22 protein-coding genes are annotated in these 20,319 nt (G+C 66.0%); 11 read left to right on the top strand and 11 right to left on the bottom strand.

Features of this window, described 5'->3' with window-relative positions:
* Window positions 1–368 precede the first annotated feature (368 nt).
* The 11 genes from ACEOAB_RS14445 to ACEOAB_RS14395 all read left to right on the top strand — a co-directional run bounded on the left by ACEOAB_RS14445 (window position 369) and on the right by ACEOAB_RS14395 (window position 12,385).
* The gene (locus ACEOAB_RS14445; RefSeq protein ID WP_056597027.1) at window positions 369–773 is read left to right on the top strand and encodes a type IV pilin protein; all 405 of its coding nucleotides are present in this window, start codon (window positions 369–371) and stop codon (window positions 771–773) included.
* Window positions 767–1,339 (top strand): prepilin-type N-terminal cleavage/methylation domain-containing protein, encoded by a 573-nt coding sequence (locus ACEOAB_RS14440; protein ID WP_056597025.1) that lies wholly within the window; start codon window positions 767–769, stop codon window positions 1,337–1,339. Before ACEOAB_RS14445 ends, ACEOAB_RS14440 begins: the two co-directional genes overlap by 7 nt.
* Window positions 1,336–2,469 carry a PilW family protein gene (locus ACEOAB_RS14435; RefSeq protein WP_056597022.1) on the top strand — a complete coding sequence of 378 codons (1,134 nt, stop codon included), beginning with the start codon at window positions 1,336–1,338 and terminating at the stop codon, window positions 2,467–2,469. Before ACEOAB_RS14440 ends, ACEOAB_RS14435 begins: the two co-directional genes overlap by 4 nt.
* A complete protein-coding gene (locus tag ACEOAB_RS14430) occupies window positions 2,466–3,032 on the top strand; it encodes a hypothetical protein (RefSeq protein WP_056597020.1) in 567 nt (188 codons plus the stop codon). Before ACEOAB_RS14435 ends, ACEOAB_RS14430 begins: the two co-directional genes overlap by 4 nt.
* Entirely contained in the window at window positions 3,029–6,097 is a 3,069-nt protein-coding gene (locus tag ACEOAB_RS14425) for a pilus assembly protein (RefSeq protein WP_056597018.1), read from the top strand. Before ACEOAB_RS14430 ends, ACEOAB_RS14425 begins: the two co-directional genes overlap by 4 nt.
* A gap of 8 nt (window positions 6,098–6,105) precedes the next feature.
* Complete coding sequence (locus tag ACEOAB_RS14420) at window positions 6,106–6,651, top strand: GspH/FimT family pseudopilin (RefSeq protein ID WP_082572229.1); 546 nt, start codon at window positions 6,106–6,108, stop codon at window positions 6,649–6,651.
* Between the two features lie 121 nt (window positions 6,652–6,772).
* Entirely contained in the window at window positions 6,773–7,606 is an 834-nt protein-coding gene (locus ACEOAB_RS14415) for a DUF6502 family protein (RefSeq protein ID WP_056597016.1), read from the top strand.
* Window positions 7,603–8,961 carry a DUF5666 domain-containing protein gene (locus ACEOAB_RS14410; RefSeq protein WP_413748729.1) on the top strand — a complete coding sequence of 453 codons (1,359 nt, stop codon included), beginning with the start codon at window positions 7,603–7,605 and terminating at the stop codon, window positions 8,959–8,961. The genes ACEOAB_RS14415 and ACEOAB_RS14410 overlap by 4 nt, the downstream gene beginning before the upstream one ends.
* Before the next feature lie 306 nt (window positions 8,962–9,267).
* Window positions 9,268–9,744 carry a hypothetical protein gene (locus ACEOAB_RS14405; protein WP_056597006.1) on the top strand — a complete coding sequence of 159 codons (477 nt, stop codon included), beginning with the start codon at window positions 9,268–9,270 and terminating at the stop codon, window positions 9,742–9,744.
* Window positions 9,745–9,984: 240 nt separating this feature from the next.
* The gene (locus ACEOAB_RS14400; RefSeq protein WP_056597004.1) at window positions 9,985–11,667 is read left to right on the top strand and encodes a sensor histidine kinase; all 1,683 of its coding nucleotides are present in this window, start codon (window positions 9,985–9,987) and stop codon (window positions 11,665–11,667) included.
* 25 nt (window positions 11,668–11,692) lie between these two features.
* Window positions 11,693–12,385: a response regulator gene (locus ACEOAB_RS14395; RefSeq protein WP_056597001.1), complete on the top strand. Its 693-nt coding sequence runs from the start codon at window positions 11,693–11,695 to the stop codon at window positions 12,383–12,385.
* Window positions 12,386–12,416: 31 nt separating this feature from the next.
* Here the strand turns inward: ACEOAB_RS14395 and ACEOAB_RS14390 are convergent, their stop codons facing one another.
* The 11 genes from ACEOAB_RS14390 to ACEOAB_RS14340 all read right to left on the bottom strand — a co-directional run bounded on the left by ACEOAB_RS14390 (window position 12,417) and on the right by ACEOAB_RS14340 (window position 20,318).
* Window positions 12,417–13,328: a type II secretion system F family protein gene (locus tag ACEOAB_RS14390; RefSeq protein WP_056597000.1), complete on the bottom strand. Its 912-nt coding sequence runs from the start codon at window positions 13,326–13,328 to the stop codon at window positions 12,417–12,419.
* Between the two features lie 12 nt (window positions 13,329–13,340).
* Window positions 13,341–14,333, bottom strand: coding sequence for a type II secretion system F family protein (locus ACEOAB_RS14385; protein WP_056596998.1), 993 nt, complete (start codon window positions 14,331–14,333; stop codon window positions 13,341–13,343).
* Window positions 14,334–14,343: 10 nt separating this feature from the next.
* Window positions 14,344–15,708, bottom strand: coding sequence for a TadA family conjugal transfer-associated ATPase (locus ACEOAB_RS14380; RefSeq protein WP_056596996.1), 1,365 nt, complete (start codon window positions 15,706–15,708; stop codon window positions 14,344–14,346).
* 36 nt (window positions 15,709–15,744) lie between these two features.
* Window positions 15,745–16,896 carry a CpaE/TadZ family protein gene (locus ACEOAB_RS14375; protein WP_056596994.1) on the bottom strand — a complete coding sequence of 384 codons (1,152 nt, stop codon included), beginning with the start codon at window positions 16,894–16,896 and terminating at the stop codon, window positions 15,745–15,747.
* A 19-nt stretch (window positions 16,897–16,915) separates the two neighbouring features.
* Window positions 16,916–17,344: a TadE/TadG family type IV pilus assembly protein gene (locus ACEOAB_RS14370; RefSeq protein WP_056596992.1), complete on the bottom strand. Its 429-nt coding sequence runs from the start codon at window positions 17,342–17,344 to the stop codon at window positions 16,916–16,918.
* Complete coding sequence (locus tag ACEOAB_RS14365; protein ID WP_056597919.1) at window positions 17,341–17,799, bottom strand: TadE/TadG family type IV pilus assembly protein; 459 nt, start codon at window positions 17,797–17,799, stop codon at window positions 17,341–17,343. The genes ACEOAB_RS14370 and ACEOAB_RS14365 overlap by 4 nt, the downstream gene beginning before the upstream one ends.
* Window positions 17,800–17,809: 10 nt before the next feature.
* On the bottom strand, window positions 17,810–19,081 hold the full coding sequence (locus tag ACEOAB_RS14360; protein ID WP_495653804.1) for a pilus assembly protein TadG-related protein: 1,272 nt from the start codon (window positions 19,079–19,081) through the stop codon (window positions 17,810–17,812).
* Window positions 19,082–19,123: 42 nt separating this feature from the next.
* Window positions 19,124–19,300: a Flp family type IVb pilin gene (locus tag ACEOAB_RS14355; protein WP_056596988.1), complete on the bottom strand. Its 177-nt coding sequence runs from the start codon at window positions 19,298–19,300 to the stop codon at window positions 19,124–19,126.
* 105 nt (window positions 19,301–19,405) lie between these two features.
* Window positions 19,406–19,585 carry a Flp family type IVb pilin gene (locus ACEOAB_RS14350; RefSeq protein ID WP_056596986.1) on the bottom strand — a complete coding sequence of 60 codons (180 nt, stop codon included), beginning with the start codon at window positions 19,583–19,585 and terminating at the stop codon, window positions 19,406–19,408.
* 101 nt (window positions 19,586–19,686) lie between these two features.
* A complete protein-coding gene (locus ACEOAB_RS14345; protein ID WP_056596984.1) occupies window positions 19,687–19,896 on the bottom strand; it encodes a Flp family type IVb pilin in 210 nt (69 codons plus the stop codon).
* 140 nt (window positions 19,897–20,036) lie between these two features.
* On the bottom strand, window positions 20,037–20,318 hold the full coding sequence (locus tag ACEOAB_RS14340) for a hypothetical protein (RefSeq protein WP_056596982.1): 282 nt from the start codon (window positions 20,316–20,318) through the stop codon (window positions 20,037–20,039).
* Window position 20,319 lies beyond the last annotated feature (1 nt).

The raw sequence follows: 20,319 nt of genomic DNA, 5'->3' as shown, positions 1-20,319 counted from the left end.
CCTCCCCCTCGTGGCGGCCTGCGGCCACGAGCGGGCAACGCGCAAGGCCCTCGCGCACGCCGTGCTAGGCGGCCCCTCACGCTGGGTACCCCAATTGCGCGCGAAGTGCTCCGGACGACGGTTGGCCTGCGCTCACGCCAGTAGTCCTGGTCCTACGGCGTGCCCATCGCTATCGAACTGGACTTTGCCGCCTCTACGGGCCAATATCAATCCGTGGCAAGGAGAAGCAAGTTGCAACGTCCTCTGACACCCTTTGGCGCACCTGTTGCGCCCGTGCCGCGAATCGCGCTGGGAAAAAGGTTCACACATGCGTTTGATGTGATAAATTCACATTTATAACAATGTGAAACATTTCTAAACGCATCACGATGAACGAGCCTTCGCACGCGCGCAAAACCGGCGGCTTCACCCTGATCGAGTTGATGATCACGGTGGCGATCGTGGCCATCCTGGCGGCCATCGCGCTGCCCAGCTACCAGCAGTACGTCATCCGCTCGAAGCGATCGGCGGCGCAGGCGCAGATGATGGACATCGCCAACCGGCAGCAGCAGTTCCTCCTGGCGAACCGCAACTATGCCGACAAGGCTGCGCTGACAGCCAGCGGATACGCACTGCCGGCCGAGGTCAGCAGCAACTACAGCTACGACATCACTCTGTCTACGACCGGTGTCCCCGGCTACACGCTGACGCTGACACCGCTCGGCAGCCAGTCGGGCGACGGCGCGCTCACTCTCAACAGCGAAGGCGTGAAGACGCCGCTTGCGAAATGGTGAGAGGCGCCCGCGGCACCCGTCAGGCGCGCAACCAGCGTGGCGTGAGCTTGCTGGAAGTGATCGTCGCCATCGTCGTGGTGGCTTTCGGGCTGTTCGGCCTCGTGGGACTGCAGGCGCGGCTGCAGGCGTCGGAGATGGAGTCGTACCAGCGCTCGCAGGCGCTGGTCATGCTGAACGACATGGCCAACCGCATCGCGATCAATCGCCGGATGGCCTCGAGCTACGTCACCAGCACCCCGCTGGGCAGCGGCAGCACGTGCCCCGCTGCCACCGGCACGCGCCAGCAGGTAGACACCGCCGAATGGTGCAACGCGCTGCAGGGCGCGGCCGAAACCTCGGGGAGCAGCAAGCTCGGCACGGTGATCGGCGGGCGCGGCTGCGTGCAGGACATGGGCAACAACGAATACCTCGTCACCGTCGCATGGCAGGGCCTGGTGCCAATCTCCGCCCCATCCGCCGGCGTGGGCTGCGGCAAGGACCTGTACGACGCCACCGGCACGCGCTGCGTGAACGACCTGTGCCGCAGGACGGTCACCACGCTCGTACGCATCGGAGCCCTTTCATGACGGCCACCGCGTCGCGCCATCGGCAGCGCGGGCTGACGCTGATCGAACTGATGGTGTCGATCACCATCATGCTCATCGTGATGGCAGCCCTGCTCGCGCTGTTCCTCAACGTGAGCGGCACCCAGCGCGAAATGGAACGCGTAAACCGCCAGATCGAAAGCGGGCGGCTCAGCATCTTCGTCCTGGAGAACGAGCTCTCCCACGCCGGGTTCTGGGAAAACTACATGCCCCAGTTCGACGATCTCACGGTCAATGGCGTGCCGGAGAACGTGCCCACCGGTACACCTCCCGACCCTTGCCTGGCCTATTCCGTCGCCAACTGGACCGACGACTACAAGCGCAAGCTGCTCGACCTCGGGGTGCAGAGCTACGAGACCGTGCCCGCCACCTGCACCGACCTGCTCAAGAACAAGAAGGCCAACACCGACGTCCTGGTCGTGCGGCACGCCGAGACCTGCCTGCCCGGCACGCCCAACTGCGAGGCGGACATCGCCGGCAACCTGTATTTCCAGTCCTCGCTGTGCGGCACGCAGAAGCCCTCGTCATTCGACCTGTCCACCAGCGGCTTCGGCAACATGTTCATGAAGGACTGCACGACGCCTTCGCCCAAGCGCAAGTTCGTTGCCGACATCTACTATGTGCGCGACTACGCCGAGACGGTGGGCGACGGCGTACCGACGCTGGCGCGCTCGCGTTTCGACCTGGCAAGCGGCGTCCTGGCGCAGCAGCCGCCGGTCCCTCTGATAGAGGGAGTCGAGGGGTTCAGGGTGGAGTTCGGCTTGGACACGATCGGCAAGACCAGCGGCGCCGTGAACTACGCCGCAGCGATCAACTGGGCCGACGCCGCCGACCGGATGACCCCTTCCAACCGCGGCGACGGCAGCCCCGATGGCAGTTTCGTGCACTGCAGCGTCGCCGCGCCCTGCACTGCCGACCAACTGGTGAACGTGGTGGCGGTCAAGCTCCATGTGCTCGCGCGCAGCACCGAGGTTTCGCCGGGCCACACCGACACGCGCACCTACAACCTGGGCTCCGCCACGCTGGGCCCGTTCAACGACCACTACAAGCGCCACGCGTTCTCCACCACCGTGCGCCTGACCAACGTGACCGGTCGAAGGGAGACGCCATGACCCATACACCGGCCACGCGCCGCCAGCAGGGCGCGGCGCTGCTCATAGGAATGATCATGCTGCTGCTGATCACCCTCACGGTCACCGCAGCGTTCAACCTCAGCAGCGCCAACCTCAAATCGGTCGGCAACCTGCAGACCCGCAACGAAGCCGTTGCCGCAGCCAACCGCGCCATCGAGGAAGTCGCCACCAGCCTGCTGGCGCCGGGCTCCGACGGCACGCCCTCGCTGACGCCGCCCCAGCGCACCGAGAGCCTGGTCGACATCAACAACGACGGCACCCCCGACTACACGGTCGTGGTCGCCCCGCCGGTGTGCGTGCGCGCAACCAAGGCGGTCGACAGCGGCGGGGGCACGGTGACCGGGCCGAGCGGCATCACGGGCGGGGCTTCCAGCAGCGGCTCGGGCCTGTCCACCCTGCCCGACCAGTACAACTCGGTCTGGGACATCAGCACCACCGTGACCGATGCCGCCAGCGGCACTACCACCGCCGTGCGCCAAGGCGTGCGCGCGCTACTCAACAAGGCGCAGTTCGAGGCGCTGTGCAACGGGCCGACACCATGACAAAGAAATTCTTCGCGCCGCTGTGCGCAGCCGCCCTGCTGGCCTTGCCCCTGAGTGCGGCGCATGCCGAGGACATCGACCTCTTCGTGGGCTACAACCAGGCGGCCGCCCAGGCGCCCAATGTGCTGTTCGTGCTGGACAACACGGCCAACTGGAACCAGCCGTTCACGGCCGAGATCACCGCGCTCGCGAAGGCTTTCGAAAGCCTGCCGTCCAACAAGTTCAAGGTCGGCCTGATGATGTTCACCGAAACGGGCGGTGGCAACTCCAACTCCGACGGCGGCTACGTGCGCGCCGCGGTGCGCACGCTGGACGACGGCACCAAGGTCAAGTATGGCGCGCTCATCCGCAGCCTCGACAAGCTCGACGACAAGTCCAACGGCGGCAAGGCCGGCAAGACCATGGCCGAGGTCTACCGCTACCTGGCCAGCGGCACCCCGATCGCCGGCAACAACAAGCGGAAGGCCGACTACAGCGGCAATGTCTACGGCACCGACGCATCGAAGGCCGTGTACGCGCTGCCGCGCAACGCGCTGGCCGCGATGAGCAGCACCACCTACGTGGGCCCCAGCACCGAAAACTGCGTGGGCACGTACGTCATCTACATCAGCAACGGCGCCGCGCAGGACAACAACAGCGACAGCCAGACTTCCACCGACGCACTGCGCGCCGCGGGCGGCAGCACCACCCCCATCGTGCTGAGCCCCAGCGGCTCGCAAGACAACACGGCCGACGAGTGGGCGCGGTTCCTGCAGACCAGCATGGGCGTCAAGCTGTATACCGTCGAGGCGGCCAAGGCCTCCGGTGGCCAGGGCCCCGGCTGGAGCGCGCTGCTCAAGAGCATGGCCACCCAGAGCAAGGGCGAGTACTACGACATCTCGTCCGATCCCGACCTGGGCGCTTCGCTAGGCGCGGCAATCGACGACATCTTCAGCAAGATCCAGTCGGTCAACAGCGTGTTCTCTTCGGTGAGCCTTCCCGTGAGCGTGAACACGCAGGGCACCTACCTAAACCAGGTGTTCGTCGGCATGTTCCGCCCCGACCAGGACGCACTGCCGCGCTGGAATGGCAACCTCAAGCAATACAAGCTCGGCCTCGACAGCAGCAACCAGCTCGTCCTGCAGGACGCCGCCAGCGCCAACGCGGTGAACAACCAGACCGGCTTCGTCGCCCCTTGCGCCCGCAGCTACTGGACGCCGCTGCCGAGCAACACCGATGCCTACTGGAGCTTCCGTCCCTCCGGCGACTGCCTCGGCAAGGAGGCGGCCGATAGCCCCGACGGCAACGTGGTCGAGAAAGGTGCCCAGGGCTACATGCTGCGCCGCCTTGCGGTGGCCAACCGCAACGTGAAGACCTGCGCCCCCGGCGCCTGCTCGGCGCTCACCAGCTTCGACGACGGCAACAGCTCCATCACCCAGGCGGCCCTGGGCGTGGCGAGCACCACCGATCGCACCAACCTGATCAACTGGGTCCGGGGCGCCGACAACAAGGGCGACGAGCGCACCGACGCCAGCGGCAACCCCCTTACCTCCACCGCCATGCGCCCCTCGGTGCACGGCGACGTGGTGCACTCGCGACCGGTGGCCATCAACTACGGTACCGACGCACAGCCGCAGGTGGTGGTGTTCTACGGCGGCAACGACGGCGTGCTGCGCGCCATCAATGGCAACCGCAGCGCGGCCATCGGCTCGGCGCCAGCGGGCGACGAACTGTGGTCCTTCGTGCCCCCCGAGTTCTACGGCAGCCTCAAGCGGCTGTACGACAACAGCACCCGCATCAACTTCCCCGGCCTGCCGGTGAGCACGGGCTCGGTGGCGCCCAAGCCCTACGGCATGGACGGTGCGGTAGCGGCCTACCGGCAGAGCTCCACCGCCTGGCTGTTCGCAAGCATGCGCCGCGGCGGCCGGTTGATCTATGCATTCGACGTGTCCAATCCTGCGGCGCCCAGCCTCAAGTGGCGCAAGGGCTGCCCGAACCAGGACGACGACACCGGCTGCGACACCGGCATGTCCGGCATCGGCCAGACATGGTCGGCGCCCAAGATCGTCAAGTCGACCGGCTACGGCGGCGGCAACAGCCCGATGCTGGTGTTCGGCGGCGGCTACGACAAGTGCGAGGACGTCGACGCCGCCACGGCCGCCCAGGCCTGCGGCGCAGGCGCCAAGGGCAACCGGGTCTACGTGCTCGACGCCGGCACCGGAACGCAGCTCAACAGCTTCGTCACCGACCGCGCCGTGGTGGGTGAAGTCACTATCATCAACGACAGCCTCGGACTGGCGCGCATCGCCTACGCGGCCGACCTGGGCGGCAACGTCTACCGGATCACCATCGGTGACGCGACGCCCGGCAGCTGGAGCATGACGAAGATCGCCTCGCTCGGCTGCGACACCGTGACCACCTGCACGCCCAACCGCAAATTCATGTTCGGCCCCGACGTCGTCGAGGACAACGGCGTCTACGTGGTCCTGCTGGGCTCAGGCGACCGCGAGAAGCCGCTGCGCTACTACAGCGCCGCGCTCAGCGTGGCCAACCGCTTCTACATGCTGGTGGACAAGCCGTCCGACACCGCATGGCTGAGTTCCGAATCGACAAATTGCAGCAGTACCTCCGTGCTGTGCCACGCCTCCCTGCAGGCCATCGCCACCACGGCGACTCCCACGGCCACCGACCTCGCCAGCAAGAAGGGCTGGTACCTGGCCCTGGCCCCCGGCGAAAAGGTAGTGACCGCCTCGGTGACGGCCTACGGCATCACCACCTTCAACACCCACATACCCACCACGCCGAACACACAGTCCTGCAAGGCCGACCTCGGCACGGCGAATGTCTACAACGTGTCGTATGCCAATGCCGCGCCCCCCGATAGCAGCACCGGCCGCTTCCAGAACGTGGTGGGCGGCGGCCTGGCGCCCTCGCCGGTGGTGGGCCGGATCCAGCTGGACGACGGCAGCATCCGCGACGTGGTGATCGGCGCCCGGCCCGACTCTTTCCTGAGCCCCAAGGGCGCCACCCCGAAGGCGGCGTTCAAGCAGCCCAAGGGCCGGGTCTACTGGTTCATCCAGAAATAGGCGCGCCCGTGATTTCCAAGAGCAGGAGCAACCGCCCCGGCACGGGTTGCCGGGCACCCCGGCAGCGCGGCTTCACGCTGGTCGAGCTGATGGTCACGCTGGCCGTGATGGTGGTGCTGATCGCCATCGCCGTGCCTTCGTTCGACAGCGTGCGCCTGTCGACACGGCTGAATTCCTACGCCACGGCCCTGGTCGCCAGCGGCCAGCTTGCGCGCAGCGAGGCCATCAAGCGCAATGCCGCCGTTACCCTGTGCGTTTCGGCCGACGGCGCCAGCTGCAGCACTTCCGGCCAATGGGAAACCGGCTGGATCGTGCTGAGCGGCACGAAGGTGTTGCTGCAGCAACCCGCCGCCGCCGGCGGCTACCAGCTGCGCGACTCCGGGGGGACGAGTGCCCTTACCTTCCAGGCCACCGGCGTCGGCGCAAGCCCTGCAAGCATCACGATCTGCCGGGCCTCGCCCAGCGCCAGCCAGGCCCGCCAGGTCAACATCAGCGCCACGGGCCGGACCAGTGTCAAACGTTTGGCCGACGGCACTTGCGGCGGAAGCGGCTAAAAGTGGTCCAAAGCTTTCACACGGGTGCTGTTGCGCAGGACAATAGCGTGATACCCGTGGTCGGCGGCCAGCGCCGCTGCCCCTTTTCGAACCGCACCCTCAGGAATAAACGCTCGCCTCCATGGAACACCGGCTGGACTGGGCCCTTGCCGCCTGCGCTCGCATTCTTCGTCCGGTGGTCCGGCTGGCCCTCGCCATGGGGGTCAAGCATCCCCACCTCGAGGAACTGCTGCGCGACCTGCTGATCGAGGAAGCACAGCGAACCTGGCGCAGCCAGGGCGTGCCCAAGCCCAACCTGAGCCAGCTTTCGGTGACCACCGGCCTGAACCGCAAGGCGGTGACCGCCAAGGTCCGGGCCACCGTCGATCCCCTGCCCCACACCGAGCTGTCGGCAGCGGCCAAGACTTTCACGTTGTGGCTGCAGATGCTGACCCAGGACGACTCCTTCCGGCGCCTGCCCATCACCACCGGCAATGCCGCCCCCTCCTTCGAGGCCGTGGCGCGCATGAGCAGCCGCGGCAACGTGCACCATCGCACCATCCTCGACGAACTGGTGCGCCTGAACATGGTGACCGAGGACGAAGGCGTGGTCGAACTCACGACCGACGGCTTCGTGCCCGTGCAAAACCTCCAGTCCATGCTCGCCTTCCTCGGTGACAACGGCCGCGACCATCTGCTGGCAGCCGTGTCCAACACACTGGGCGAGGAGCCCAGGATGCTCGAGCGCGCGGTGTACGCGCGCGGGCTGACGCTGCAGGAATGCGAGCAGATCCAGCGCCTCGTGCGGGAGCGCTGGGCGACCCTGCACCACGAACTGGCGCAGGAAATGACGCGGGCGGTCGACAGCGCCCCCGCCGGTGCCAAGGCGCGCATCCGCGTCGGCATCTACACCTACTACGAAGACGAGAGCGCGCCTGCGCCGTCCCGTCCCCCTGAAAGCGAGCCCACGCCATGAGCACCATCAAGACACCTCGCCGGCTCATGCTCGGTCTTTTGTACGCCGGCCTCGTGGCCCTGCTGCTGTCCTGCGGCGGGGGCGGAGACGGTGCCAGCGGCGGCTCGGTGGCGGGCGTTGGCAGCGGTAGTGCGGCCGGCACGGCGACGGCGGGCGCAGACGCCACGGCCGGAACGGGCACCGGTGCCACCGGCGACGCATCCGGAACGGGCAGCGGCACCGGCGGCGACACAAGCACCGCCGGCAACGGCAGCACCGACGGCTCCGGCGTGGGTTCGGGCGGCACCGGCGTGACTGCCGACGCCGCTGGCATCGGCGCGGCGGACGGCCTGGGCAGCATCATCCTCAACGGGCTGCGCTACGACACCGACAGCGCCGCCATCACCATCGAGGACGCCACCGAACTGCAGATCGGCATCAGCGCACGGGTGGCCGGCAAGGTCGACGCCGACTTCACCAGCGGCGTCGCCACCCAGGTCGTGTCGGCCGCGGAACTGCGGGGTGCGGTCTCGGCCATCGACATCCCCGCCGGCAGCTTCGTCGTGATGGGCACCACCGTGAGCATCGACTCGGCCACCGTCTGGGCCGACGCGAGCGGGCTGGCCGACGTCGTCTCGGGCAACATCGTGCAGGTGTGGGGCCTGCCCGGTGCGCCGGGCACCCTGCGAGCCACCCGGATTCAGGTCGCTCCAACCCTGAGTGCTCCTCTGGTCACGGGCACCGTGGAGAACCTCGATAGCGCGCGCAAGACCTTCAAGCTCGGGCAGCTGACGATCGATTTCGGCGCGGCTGCGTTCACGGGCCTGGACGCATCGTCGCTCGCCAACGGGACCATCGTGCGCGTCCGGGGCACCGCCGCGCCGTTCGCGAACCTGCTCGTAGCCACGAAGGTAGAGGGCTGGTATGCCATTCCGGTGAACAATGGCGTCGCTGTCCAATTGGCGGGCGTCATCACCAACTTCGCCTCGCGCGGCTCGTTCAAGGTACTGGGCACGCCGGTCGACGCGACCAACGCCCTGGTCACGGGCGGGCCCGTGGGCTCGCTCGGCAATGGCGTGAAGGTCGAGGTCGATGGCTTCATGTCCGGCGGCGTGCTCGTGGTGAAGAAACTGCGCATCCGCAACATTCCGGGCACCGGCGGCCCGGCCTCTTTCACGCTGATCGGCGCCATCGGCACGTACAACTCGCCTGCAGATTTCAGGGTCCGCGGCCAGCCCGTGGATGCCAGCGGCCCCGGCACTGTCTTCGAGAACGGAATCGCTGCGAACCTGGCCAACGGCCAGCGCGTGACCGTCGTGGGAGACCGGGTGGTCAACGGTGTGCTGATCGCGCAGCGGGTGACGTTCACGCCTTGACACGCCGAGCGCCCGCGACGATGGGCGCTCTCGATTCATGCCCAGGCCGTCCTGCCTATCGACAAGGCCGGTCGGTTGCTGTACAACAAAACGCCTAAAGTGAAAAAATCACATTTAAGGCGCCAATGCCCTATCTCCGTCGTGACGAACGGCATCCATGCAGCCACGGCTTTCCGCCCGTGGTTTCGTCACGCGTCCTGAGGGGGTTTGCGGGAGGCGGCGCAGTCCAGGTGCTCAGACGGGGAAACCCGCTCGCACCCCATCCCCATGTCTCGAAGCGCACATCCAGTGCGGACAGGAGCATGTATGCCGCTCACCCTCCTCCTTCGGCTTCTTCACGAGAGATTTCCGGTGACGCTCACAGCCGAGCCGGACATCAGGCACGCCGCGGTCCTGCTTGCGACCGGACTTGTCGAAGCCGAATTCCATCTGGATGACCTCGGCTACCAGAAGTACGAGAGTGCCGTGGTGTTCACCATCACGGACGAAGGGCACGCGGAGATCGCCGGCCTTCGCTCAAGCGGGGCTGCAGCGGCCGACGGTCCGAAGTGGCCCCTCATGCCGCTCGACTACCTGCGCAAGATCGGAAACTCGGTCTTCCCGCTGCGCACCGACGATCCGGCCGAAATCAACTCGGTGGCCGTACTGAATGCGGCGGGCATGGTGGAAGCCACGCTTCCCCCGCCCTGCCGCGCCAGGCAGACCCAGCAGAAGTTCAGGCAGGCGGTCATCCTGCGGGTGACTCCCCTGGGGCAGACAGCGCTGGTCGCGCGGCGGACCTGAATCCGCGCGCTCGATAGCGGCTTCGCTGTTTCGCACGGGAGAGGTACCTGCAATCAGCGCGCTTTTTGCTGATCGGTGGGGGCGGCTCCCTCGGCAGTGGTCTGAAAAACCCTCAAGATCCACAATTGAAACCATGCGTAACAAATGTCACGATGTGACTAAAGGTATCAATTTGCATTGTCTTCGACTACGAAAGTAGTAATGTGAAACCTTCACACACATCGCTTGCCCCCTTTTTCCATGCTCACACGCACCACTGCCCCCGACGTCGACGCGAGCGTCGCTGCGGATGCTCTCATGGTGGCCCGCATGCGCCTCGTGCTGTCTTTTGCGGCGCTGCTCGCCGTCGCCGTCGACGCGGGTGACCACCGGCAGCAGGTTTCGGGTGCGGTCTGGCTGGCCTTTTCCGGTTACATCCTGCATAGCCTGCTGGTTTACGTGTGCACCCGCATTGGCCGCCCGTATTTCCAGGGCAAGGCCATCCATTGGTCCGACGTGCTGTGGTTCACGCTGATCGTCTCCGTGACCGACGGCGTCCAGAGCCTTTTCTTCCTGTTCTACTTCTTCGCGATCCTGACCTCCTCGTTCCGCTGGGGCTTCGAGGAAGGCGCCCGTGTAACAGTTGCATCGGTCGCCTCCTTTGCTGCCTGCGGCCTGGCCACCAGCACTGGCGACGAAACGCCGCAGCTGCTGATGCGCGCGACGTTCCTTCTGGCCCTGGGGCACATGATCGTGCACTGGGGCGGCTCCAAGCTGGCCCTGCAGCGGCGCCTGGCACTCCTGGGCGATGTCAGCCAGTTGTCCAACCCGCGGTTCGGCGCGGGCCGCACCATCGCCCGCACGATGGAAAAGACGCTGGCCTTCTTCCGGGCGAGCCACTGCATCCTCCTGACGCGCGACACCTCCACCGGCGACTGGATCCTGCGCACGCTGCGCAAGAACGACGCCTGCGAACACGTCAGCGTCGAGACGATCGGCCGCATCGCCGAGTCGCCGCTCATGGCGCTGGCACCGGACCTCACCGTGGTCAGCAACCGCATGCCCTGGCCCCTGAGCCGCCTGTGGCCACAAAGCCATGCCCTCGAAGCCGGCGCGAGCGGCTGGCGCATCGAGGACGAGGAAGGCGCGCAGCGCTGCGCCGCCGTGGCCGCCATGCTGGAGGCCCGTGGCTTCATCAGCGCTCCGCTGCCGATGCGGCTGGGCGAGGGCCGGGTCTTCGTGTCGTCCAGCGACGGGCTGTTCAACAAGTCCGACGCCCTGTTCCTGGCACACCTCATGGAGCAGATCTTCCCGGTCATCGAGACCATCGAAGTGCTCGACCGGATGGCCTCCGAAGCCGCCTCCGCGGAGCGCCTGAAGATCGCGCTGGACCTGCACGACACGGCCGTACAGCCCTACATCGGCCTGCGGATGGGCCTGTGCGCACTGCTCAAGAAGGCCACCACCGACAACCCGCTGCGCGAGGATCTCGACAAGCTCGCAAGCGTGGCCGACGGCGTAATCGCCGATCTGCGCCGCTATGCCGGCGCGGTCAAGCACGGCGCGAACAGCCCCTGCGGGCTCGTGCTGCCCCACCTGCATCGCCAGGCCGAGCGCATCAAGGGGCTCTACGGCATAGACATCGCCGTCGCCGTCGACGGCCAGGTCCTGCTGGACGACCGCATGACCGCGGAAGTCCTGCAAATGGTCGGCGAAGGGCTGAACAACATTTGCAAGCACACCCACGCGCACCACGGCAGCATCCGCCTCGGCTGCAAGAACGGGCGGCTGCACCTGCGCATCGAGAACGAAGCCTGCGAAGAGGGTTTCACCAAATTCCGCCCCCGTTCCATCACCGAACGCGCCACCGCCCTCGGCGGGCGGGCGCAGGTCCGCCAGTGCGTCAGCGGCGGCACCGCGGTGGTGGTGGAAATTCCCATTTGAAAAAAGACAAGACCAGGAGTCCGTCATGCAACCTGCTGCCCATTCCATCGGCGTTCTGCTCGTTGACGACCACCAGACGATGCTGTGGGGCCTGTCCAGGCTGATCGAGGGGGAGCAACCTCGCATGAAGGTGGTCGGCACCGCCAGCAGCTGCGAAGACGCCGTGGCGACGGCAGCAAGCCTCGCGCCCGACGTCGTTGTGCTCGACCTGGACCTGGACGGCCATTGCGCCATCGACATCCTGCCCAGCCTACTGTCGAACGAGGTGTCGCGCGTCTTCGTGCTCACTGCAGAGCGCGAACAGCGCATGCTCGACCTTGCCGTGCTGCACGGCGCGCGCGGCGTCATGCGCAAGGACGCTTCGGCACAGCAGGTTCTCGAGACCATCGAACGCGTCCACAACGGTGAGCTTTGCGTCGATCCGCAGACCATGGGCCGCGTCTTCTCCCAGCTGACCTCAGCGAAGAAGCCGCCGAAGGCCGACCCCGAAGCCGCCAAGCTGGCCAGCCTGACGCAGAAGGAGCGCGAGATCATCCGCATCGTCGTGGCGGGCAGTGGCGCCTCGAACAAGGCGCTGGCCGCAAAGCTCTTCGTCACCGAGCACACGCTGCGCAACCATCTCACCTCGATCTACCAGAAGCTCGGCGTGACGAACCGCCTCGAGCTGTACATCCACGCGGTGAAGCATCAGCTCGATGCGGCGGCTGTCGCGCACTGAGCCACCGCCGCGCCGGGTTGCCCCCCGGCGCTCAAGACCCGCTCAACATCGGCCCGATCATCCGGATGATGCGGATAACCGCTGGCGTGAGGATGACCATCGAGATGCAGGGGAAAATGCACAGCACCAGCGGGACCAGCATCTTGGTCGGCACCTTGGCCGCCAGTTCTTCCGCGCGCACCTGCCGCTTGTGGCGCAGGTCCTCGGAGAACACGCGCAGCGACTCACCGATGCTGGTGCCGAAGCGGTCCGACTGGGCCAGCATGGTCGCGAAGGTGCCAATCTCCTCCACGCCTGTGCGCAGCGCCAGGTTGCGCAGCGACTTCTCGCGCGTGCTGCCGGCGCGCATTTCGAGGTTGGTCCAGTGCAGTTCCTGTGCGAGGGCCGCGCTCTTGACCTGGATTTCCTCCGTGACCTTGGTCAGGCCGGCGTCCAGGCCTAGCCCGGCCTCGACGCACACGAGCATCAGGTCGGCGGCATCGGGAAAGTTCTCGAATATCTCGCGGCGGCGCGCGCGGATGAGCAGGCGCAGCACCAGGTTGGGCAGGTAGCAGCCGGTCAGCGCCGCCACCGCGAGCCACAGCATCATCACCGTGTCGTCCGCCGAACCCGCCGCCCGCATTCCCAGAAAGGCGAGCGCGGCAAAGCCCAGCGGCAGCAGCGTCTTCATGCCGAAGTAGACGAGATAGGCGTCCGGGTAGCGAATGCCGGCGTTCAGGAACCGCACGCGCAACGGCGACAGGTCGGCGTCGCTGGTGGGCGATGACAACTGAGCGAAGGGACCGACCAGCCGGACGGCGGTTTCGGTCCATGCCGACTTGCCGGCCGACGGCGCCACCGCCTGCAGGCGCTGCTCCGTGCGCGTTGGAGACAACCAGGCCGCCAAGCCGACGATGGCCAGCGACACGGCGAGGAAGACGAGGATGGGAAACAGCATGGTCATGGCTCTTCTCCTTCAGACGCGAATCTTCACGATCTTGCGCAGGATCACGATGCCCACGAGCATCAGTGCCAGCATGTACTTGACGACCGTCTGCCCGATCGGGTCCGTCCACAGCGGTGCCATGAATTCGGGGTTGAACATGTTCATGAGCCCGCCCAGGGCGAAGGGCATGAGGCCCAGGATCCAGGCCGACAGGCGCCCTTCGGACGACAGCACCCGCACCCGCGCGAGCAGCTTGAGCCGGTCGCGGATGAGCCGGCTCAGGTTGCTCAGCACCTCCGTCAGGTTGCCGCCGGAGTCGCGCTGGATCAGCACCGCCACCACGAAGTAGCGCAGGTCGGTGAGCGGCACACGCTCGCTGAGATTGGTCAGCGCCTGCTGCAGCGAGACGCCGAAGTTGACCTCATCGGCAACCATGCGGAACTCGCTGGCGATCGGGTCGGCCATTTCGTCGCCGATCATCTGCACGCCGCTCGCGAACGAGTGCCCGGCGCGCAGGGCGCGTGTCACAAGGTCCAGCGCTTCAGGAAGCTGTTTCTCCATGCGGGCCAGCCTGCGGCTGCGCTGGCGCTGCAGATACATCGCCGGAAGCATCGCCGCGCCGCTCCCGACGACGAGTGCCGGCAGTACCGGCTGGCGAGCCATCCACATCGTCAGGACGAACGCGAACACGCCCAGTGCTCCGCACGCCAGCAGGAAGCTGGAGACCGTCCATTCCAGCCCCGCCTGCAGGATGAAGCGGTCCAGCCGGTGCGCCCGCGGCAGCGTCAGCAGCATGCGCTGCATCCACGGCACCTCGCTGAGCATGCGCTCCTTGGCCAGATGGGCCTGCGACGTGCGGTCGATTGCCGCGGAAAACGCCTGCAGCCGCTTCTCGATCTTGCGCGCCTCGGGCCCCTTGTAGGAGCGCCACAGCAGGTACAGGCCCTCGATCATCATCAGCACGGTCACGAAGACCAGCACGGTGATGGTGATGAGCGTATTGCCGCCCAGGTTGTTGAACATGGCAGTCTCCTTATTCGTAATGCTTGCCCGGCTCGAACATGGTGTCGGGCAGGTCCACGCCGTAGGCATGCAGCCGTTCCGCGAATTTCGGCCTGACACCGGTCGCCTGGAAATGGCCGCGCACCTGGCCGTCGGGGCCCATGCCGGTCTGCTGGAAGGTAAAGATCTCCTGCATGGTGACCACCTCCCCTTCCATGCCGGTGATCTCCTGGATGCTGGTGACCTTGCGCCGCCCGTCGACCAGCCGCAGGACCTGGACGACCACCGTGATGGCCGAGGCGATCTGCTGGCGCACGGTGCGGTGCGGCAGGTTCAGGTTCGCCATGCCGATCATGTTCTCCAGCCGAGCCAGCGCGTCGCGCGGCGTGTTGGCGTGGATGGTGGTGAGCGAGCCTTCATGGCCGGTGTTCATCGCCTGCAGCATGTCGACCGCCTCTGCGCCGCGCACCTCACCGATCACGATGCGGTCGGGCCGCATGCGCAGCGCGTTGCGCACCAGCGCGCGCTGCGTGATCTCGCCCTTGCCCTCGATGTTCATCGGCCGCGTCTCCATGCGCGCCACGTGCGGCTGCTGCAGCTGGAGTTCCGCGGCGTCCTCGATCGTGATGATGCGCTCGGTCGGCGGAATGAACCCCGAGAGGATGTTCAGCAGCGTGGTCTTGCCCGCACCGGTGCCGCCGGAGATGAGCATGTTGACCTTCGCCTGGGCCAGCCCCTCGAGCATCTGCGCCATCGGCGGCGTCAGCGTCTTGAGCTCGTTCACGAGGTTCTCCATGCGCAGCGGAATCTTCGCGAAGCGGCGAATCGACATCATCGGCCCATCGAGCGCCACCGGCGCGATGACCGCGTTGACGCGTGAGCCGTCGGGCAGCCGCGCATCCACCATCGGGCTCGATTCGTCGATGCGCCGCCCCACCAGCGAGACGATCTTGTCGATGATGCGCAGCAGGTGCTTCTCGTCGGTGAAGCTCACGTTGGTCAGCTCCAGCCGGCCCCGCCGTTCGACGTAGACCTTCTCGTGCGAATTGACCAGGATGTCCGAGACCGATGGGTCGGCCATCAGCAGCTCGATCGGCCCGAAGCCGAGCATCTCGTGCTGGATGTCGCGGATCAGCGTGCGCCGCTCGATGTCGTTGAGCGCCTCGGGCTCCTCCTGCAGCAGCCGCCCGACCATGGTCGAGATTTCCTGGCGCAGCACGTCGGGCTTCAGGGTTTCGAGCGCCGCGAGGTCGAAGCGGTCGAGCAGCTTCAGGTGCATGCGCTCCTTCAGCAGCTTGTAGGCGTCCGATGCAAAGGGCGAGGCGGTCAGGTCGGCGGCATGCGCTGCCTGCCCGGGGTCGGTCTCGACCGCATTGAGCTGTTCTCTGAATGACATGGGAACCTGCCTTGCTGTTGAAGAATGAATCGGAACTCAGGCGCGGCGGAAGAGTCGCCCGATGAAACCAGGCGCCGCTTCCTGCCGCGGGCTGAGCGTGTGAGCGATTTCGGCGAGCCGCTTGGCGAGCACGCTGCCGCGCGACATCTCCACCAGCGGTACGCCCCGGTTGATGGACGCATCCACGTCCTTGCCACCGTCCGGAACGATCGTGAGCGTCGCCCCGACGAGCGAGCGGCGCATGTCCGACAGCCCGATCTCCCCGCCCCCGGCGCTGCGGTTCACGAGCAGCTCGACCTTGCCGGGAGCGTAGCCCAGCGACTTGAACACCTGCATCAGGCGCGTCACGTTGCGGATGTGCGGCAGGCTCGGCTGCAGCACCGGAAAGATGCGGTCCGCGCGGTCCAGCACCCGGATTGAGAGCGTGTCGATGCGCGGTCCGAGGTCGAACAGCACGAAGTCGTACATCGTCAGCGCGACCTGCAAGATCGCATCGACGTGCTCGGCCTTGACGTCCATCGCTCGCGAGAGGTCGTCGGGAGCCGGCAGGATACTGAAGCCCGGCGCCACGCGCACTACGCTGGCTGCGAGCAGCGAGGCGTCGAGGCGGCCGATGTCGCGCGCGACGTCGGCCATCGTGGAACTCGGGCGCATGTCGCTCACGTACGACAGCGCATCGCCGAACTGCAGGTTCAGGTCGATCAGCAGCACTGAGCGCTCCCGCGAGAGTTGGTAGGCGATGTTGGTCGCGAGAAAGGTCGATCCGCTGCCGCCCTTGCAGGGCATGAATGCCACCACCTGGCCGGGGCTGCGCGCTTGCGTGCTGGCCATCTTGAGCGCAATGCGCTCGACGGCGGCCTCGAGCGCGGCGGTGTCGGAGGGCGACGGCAGCACCTCGCGCACCCCCGCGCGCATCGCATGGATCAGGAACTCCGGGGTCTGCATGGCACACAGCAGCACCACCGCGATCGCCGGGTACTGCAGCGTGAGCTTCTCTACCAGCGCCAGCTCCTGGAGGTCGCAGCACATGCCGTCGACCAGCAAAAGCTCCGGAGCTGCCTTCTCGACGACCCACTGCATGCGGCTCTTGCCGCCCTCGAACAGCGACACCTGATGGGAGCGCGCCTCGAGGACCTTGCGCATGTCCTGGAGATGGTTCGGATTGGGGGAAATGATGGCGATCTTCATGGTCGTGTCCAGTAGGTTGCTAGGAGCAGATGGCAGCGCTGTTCGGGTCCTTGCGCATCACCTCGCGCGGCAGGTAGGTGGAGAAGCCCGGCATCGGGATCAGCGGCGCGGTAGCGCCCACGATGGGAGAGATCCATTGATAGTTCAGGCCGGTGATGCTCACGGTGACGCCCTCGCAAGTCGAGGCCGTGCAGCCCGATGGCGCCCACGTCACCGACACGGTGTTGATCTGCGGCAGCAGCGCCTTCATACGGGCGAGCACGAGCGCCTGCTGGGCCGTGTCGTCGCACACCACCGCATACCTGGCCCCTGCGCGCGTTGCCTCCTGGGCCGCGCTCCACGTGAACAGCATGCGCGAGAAGTCGACGATGCCCAGAACGAGCATGAGGAAGATGAGCAGGCCGAGGGCGAATTCGACCGTGGTCGCACCGTTGACGTGGTGTCTCATGATGGCGCCCTCATGGTGGCAGTGATGTCGCTGAAGACGATGTTGCCGTTCGCACCCGTGAGAACGACACCCATCACCGAAGGGAATAGCGACTGAAAGGAGTAGCTGCTGACGCGCACCGTGACCGTGGTGACGATCGGGCCTGCACCGGCCGACTGCCAGGTGCAGCAACTGCCGGCCGGCACGTTCGAAAGGCTTAGCCCGCGCGCCAGCGGCGTCCCGGTGCCGGCGGTGTTGCCGTACACGATCAGGTTGCGCGCCTCGTCGATGTGCGTGTTGGGTGTCTGTACCGACAGGTAGCGCACCGCATCGCGGGTCGACTTGACGACCGCGTTGTACTCATACACCGCACGGCCGAACTCGGTGGTGATGAAGGTCAGCAGCAGCAGCAGCGGCATGATGAGCGCCAGCTCGATCAGCGCGGCGCCATGCTGGGTGCGATGGGACTTTTTCATGATGCTCACCTCATCTCACCAGGACCGGAACCAACGGGCCTGCCGATCCACCCGCCAGCCCGCTGGTGGTGCAGGGACTGCCCGCGGCTCCCGCGTTGCCGAGGAATTCCAGCTGCGTGTCGGTCATCGGAATACTCAGCGGCTGCAGCATCAGCATGCAGAGGTAGTCGGTAACGCGGTTGCCGCCGTCGATGACTGGCACCGTGACGAAGCGACGGTCCAGTCCGTATTGCATGTGGCCTCCGGCAACGTTGCCGGGATTGGCCAGCTTCTGGAAACTGTTGAGCGACAGCCCGGTGATCGACTCGCAGCTGTTCGCACCCTTCACTTTGGTGCCGGTGTCTGCGCAGGAAGCGAAGGCGGCTCGCTTGGTCACGAAGTTCTGAGCGGTCGGGTCTGCTCCGGCGCCTGGCGCGCCGTTGTAGGCATTGAACCGCGCGGGCCAGTTGAGCGAGGTGTAGGCATAGCCGGTGTAGTCGGGCCGATCCACGCTCGGGTCGCTAGTGTTCTTATAGATGCCGAAGCGCTGGTTCCAGACGTCGGCCACCGAGGTCTGCACGCCGGGGGTGCCGATCGTGTCGCCCACCTTGGCGCCACAGCGGCCGTTGAGTTCGGCTTCGGTTTCCGAGGCGCTGTTGCTGCCGTCGAGATTGGCCCAGCCGATCTGGCCGCCCACGGCAGCGTTCTGCGCCATGATGAGCGTCACCCATTCGCCGACGGCAAAGCCGTAGTTCGGTGCCGTGCCGCCCGGCTTCGGCTTCGCCGCGACCGGAATGGGGCACGCGGACTGTGCGCTCGCGCGGGTGGCGACTGCGCTCGCCGCTACGCTGCGTGTCGCGGGGTTGCCGGCGGTATCGCCCGAGAAGGCGCCCACGGCCTGCATCAGCCACATCCTGATGTTGGGCTGGGTGTGCGCGCACTGCGCGTAGACGGCCGCGGTGGGAACGGTCGTGGGCGCATAGGAAGCATCGCGGAACGTGACTTCAGTGGCGACGATCTGGCCCTGTCCGCCCCAGGTGGCCGACTGCATGTTCACCCGGTTCGCGTTGCCGGCCGTCTGACCGGCGCTCTTGCCTCGCGTGATCGCCGAGCTCGTTTTGTCGAGCTCGCGCGCCGCGGCCAGCGCGCAACTGTCCACTGCCGTCTGCAGCTCGGTCCTGACGACGAACAAGTGGCCGAAATCGAGCGCGATGCCCATGAAACCCAGCATGAACAACAGGAACAGCGCGGCGGTGACGATCATCGCGCCACGCTGGCGGCGATGGGAGCGGTTGGCTTTCATGATCGGTCTTCCTGTTGGACGATGGAGAAGACGTCGTCTGCTCTACACGCAGCCGGAGCCGCCCAAGCAGACGACGACCCGGGCGATGACGGATCCGAAACCCGCCGCAATCAACAACGGTTGCAGCGCGAGCACCAGTGCAATGGAGACGATGGCGATGATCAGCGCGTACTCCACGACGTGGGCACCGCTTTTGTCTTTCAGGAGTCTCTTGAACATGGTGATGACCTCGGCTCTTGTGGAGAAACAGTCACGTGGAAGCGAATGAAGGGGTAGAGCGAAGCGGACCAGAGAGCCCAATCCGCTCCCCTCCCCGAACGCCATTTAGACGCAGGGGCCCGGCCCGTTCAGGCACACGTTCAGGCGACTGATGAAGTTCGTGAAGGGCGCCCCGCTGGCGAGCAGCTGAAGCGCAATAACCAGCGCAATGGAAACGACGGCGATGATCAGCGCGTACTCCACGACCTGAGCACCGCTTTCGTCTTTCAGGAATTTCTTGAACATGGTAATGACCTCGATTCGTTGTACAAAAAGAGTGACGCGGAAGCGGATGAAAAGGTAGAGCGAAGCGAGTCGGAGGACCCGCTCCCCTCCTCGAACGCCACTTAGACGCAGGGCCCCGGCCCGTTCAGGCACACGTTGACGCGATTGATGAAGTTCGTGAAGGTGGCCCCTGTGGTGAGTGCCCTCAATGCGATGACCAGCGCGATGGAGACGACCGCGATGATCAGCGCGTACTCGACGACCTGTGCGCCCTCTTCCTCGAGCAAGAAACCGCGTGTCGATTGGCCGATGGCCTGGAGAAAGTTCTTCATGGTTCTTTCCTTTCAAGGTTTGAACAGTTGGAAATCAGGTTTGAAAAAATGACGTGATAGGGAAGAAATTTCATTGCGATTCGTGGTGCTCTCCTTTCCATGTAAAGACTCTGTGGAACAAATCCGCGAAAGGCAGCCTGTCACTTCCCCGAGCTACCAATGCCGCCGCCGATGTTGATGACATTGACCGCCGGTGGCGGCGCCTTGTACGACTCGTGGTACTGCACCATCGACTCCCTCGCCGAGCGGCCGTCCATGCCCGCGACCGGATTGCCGTCCCTGCCGGCATCGGGATTGATCGTCATCCTCTTTTTCGCGTCGCGCACCGCATCGCCAAAGCGCGCGTCGTAGTTGGGTGTGACGTGGGAGCATCCGGTGCCCAGGAGCAGCGTCAGCGCGAGAGTGGTCGACTTGATGAACATG

The sequence above is a fragment of the Variovorax sp. Varisp53 genome, from assembly GCF_059491555.1.
This window is presented reverse-complemented; position numbering and strand designations above follow the sequence as displayed.

Coding starts and splice junctions, on each gene's coding strand:
- ACEOAB_RS14350 (WP_056596986.1), bottom strand. CDS start 19,585: ATGTTCAAGAAATTCCTGAAAGACGAAAGCGGTGCTCAGGTCGTGGAG.
- ACEOAB_RS14400 (WP_056597004.1), top strand. CDS start 9,985: ATGCTCACACGCACCACTGCCCCCGACGTCGACGCGAGCGTCGCTGCG.
- ACEOAB_RS14405 (WP_056597006.1), top strand. CDS start 9,268: ATGCCGCTCACCCTCCTCCTTCGGCTTCTTCACGAGAGATTTCCGGTG.
- ACEOAB_RS14425 (WP_056597018.1), top strand. CDS start 3,029: ATGACAAAGAAATTCTTCGCGCCGCTGTGCGCAGCCGCCCTGCTGGCC.
- ACEOAB_RS14360 (WP_495653804.1), bottom strand. CDS start 19,081: ATGAAAGCCAACCGCTCCCATCGCCGCCAGCGTGGCGCGATGATCGTC.
- ACEOAB_RS14410 (WP_413748729.1), top strand. CDS start 7,603: ATGAGCACCATCAAGACACCTCGCCGGCTCATGCTCGGTCTTTTGTAC.
- ACEOAB_RS14415 (WP_056597016.1), top strand. CDS start 6,773: ATGGAACACCGGCTGGACTGGGCCCTTGCCGCCTGCGCTCGCATTCTT.
- ACEOAB_RS14380 (WP_056596996.1), bottom strand. CDS start 15,708: ATGTCATTCAGAGAACAGCTCAATGCGGTCGAGACCGACCCCGGGCAG.
- ACEOAB_RS14395 (WP_056597001.1), top strand. CDS start 11,693: ATGCAACCTGCTGCCCATTCCATCGGCGTTCTGCTCGTTGACGACCAC.
- ACEOAB_RS14440 (WP_056597025.1), top strand. CDS start 767: ATGGTGAGAGGCGCCCGCGGCACCCGTCAGGCGCGCAACCAGCGTGGC.
- ACEOAB_RS14370 (WP_056596992.1), bottom strand. CDS start 17,344: ATGAGACACCACGTCAACGGTGCGACCACGGTCGAATTCGCCCTCGGC.
- ACEOAB_RS14375 (WP_056596994.1), bottom strand. CDS start 16,896: ATGAAGATCGCCATCATTTCCCCCAATCCGAACCATCTCCAGGACATG.
- ACEOAB_RS14390 (WP_056597000.1), bottom strand. CDS start 13,328: ATGACCATGCTGTTTCCCATCCTCGTCTTCCTCGCCGTGTCGCTGGCC.
- ACEOAB_RS14345 (WP_056596984.1), bottom strand. CDS start 19,896: ATGAAGAACTTTCTCCAGGCCATCGGCCAATCGACACGCGGTTTCTTG.
- ACEOAB_RS14340 (WP_056596982.1), bottom strand. CDS start 20,318: ATGTTCATCAAGTCGACCACTCTCGCGCTGACGCTGCTCCTGGGCACC.
- ACEOAB_RS14430 (WP_056597020.1), top strand. CDS start 2,466: ATGACCCATACACCGGCCACGCGCCGCCAGCAGGGCGCGGCGCTGCTC.
- ACEOAB_RS14445 (WP_056597027.1), top strand. CDS start 369: ATGAACGAGCCTTCGCACGCGCGCAAAACCGGCGGCTTCACCCTGATC.
- ACEOAB_RS14355 (WP_056596988.1), bottom strand. CDS start 19,300: ATGTTCAAGAGACTCCTGAAAGACAAAAGCGGTGCCCACGTCGTGGAG.
- ACEOAB_RS14435 (WP_056597022.1), top strand. CDS start 1,336: ATGACGGCCACCGCGTCGCGCCATCGGCAGCGCGGGCTGACGCTGATC.
- ACEOAB_RS14385 (WP_056596998.1), bottom strand. CDS start 14,333: ATGTTCAACAACCTGGGCGGCAATACGCTCATCACCATCACCGTGCTG.
- ACEOAB_RS14365 (WP_056597919.1), bottom strand. CDS start 17,799: ATGAAAAAGTCCCATCGCACCCAGCATGGCGCCGCGCTGATCGAGCTG.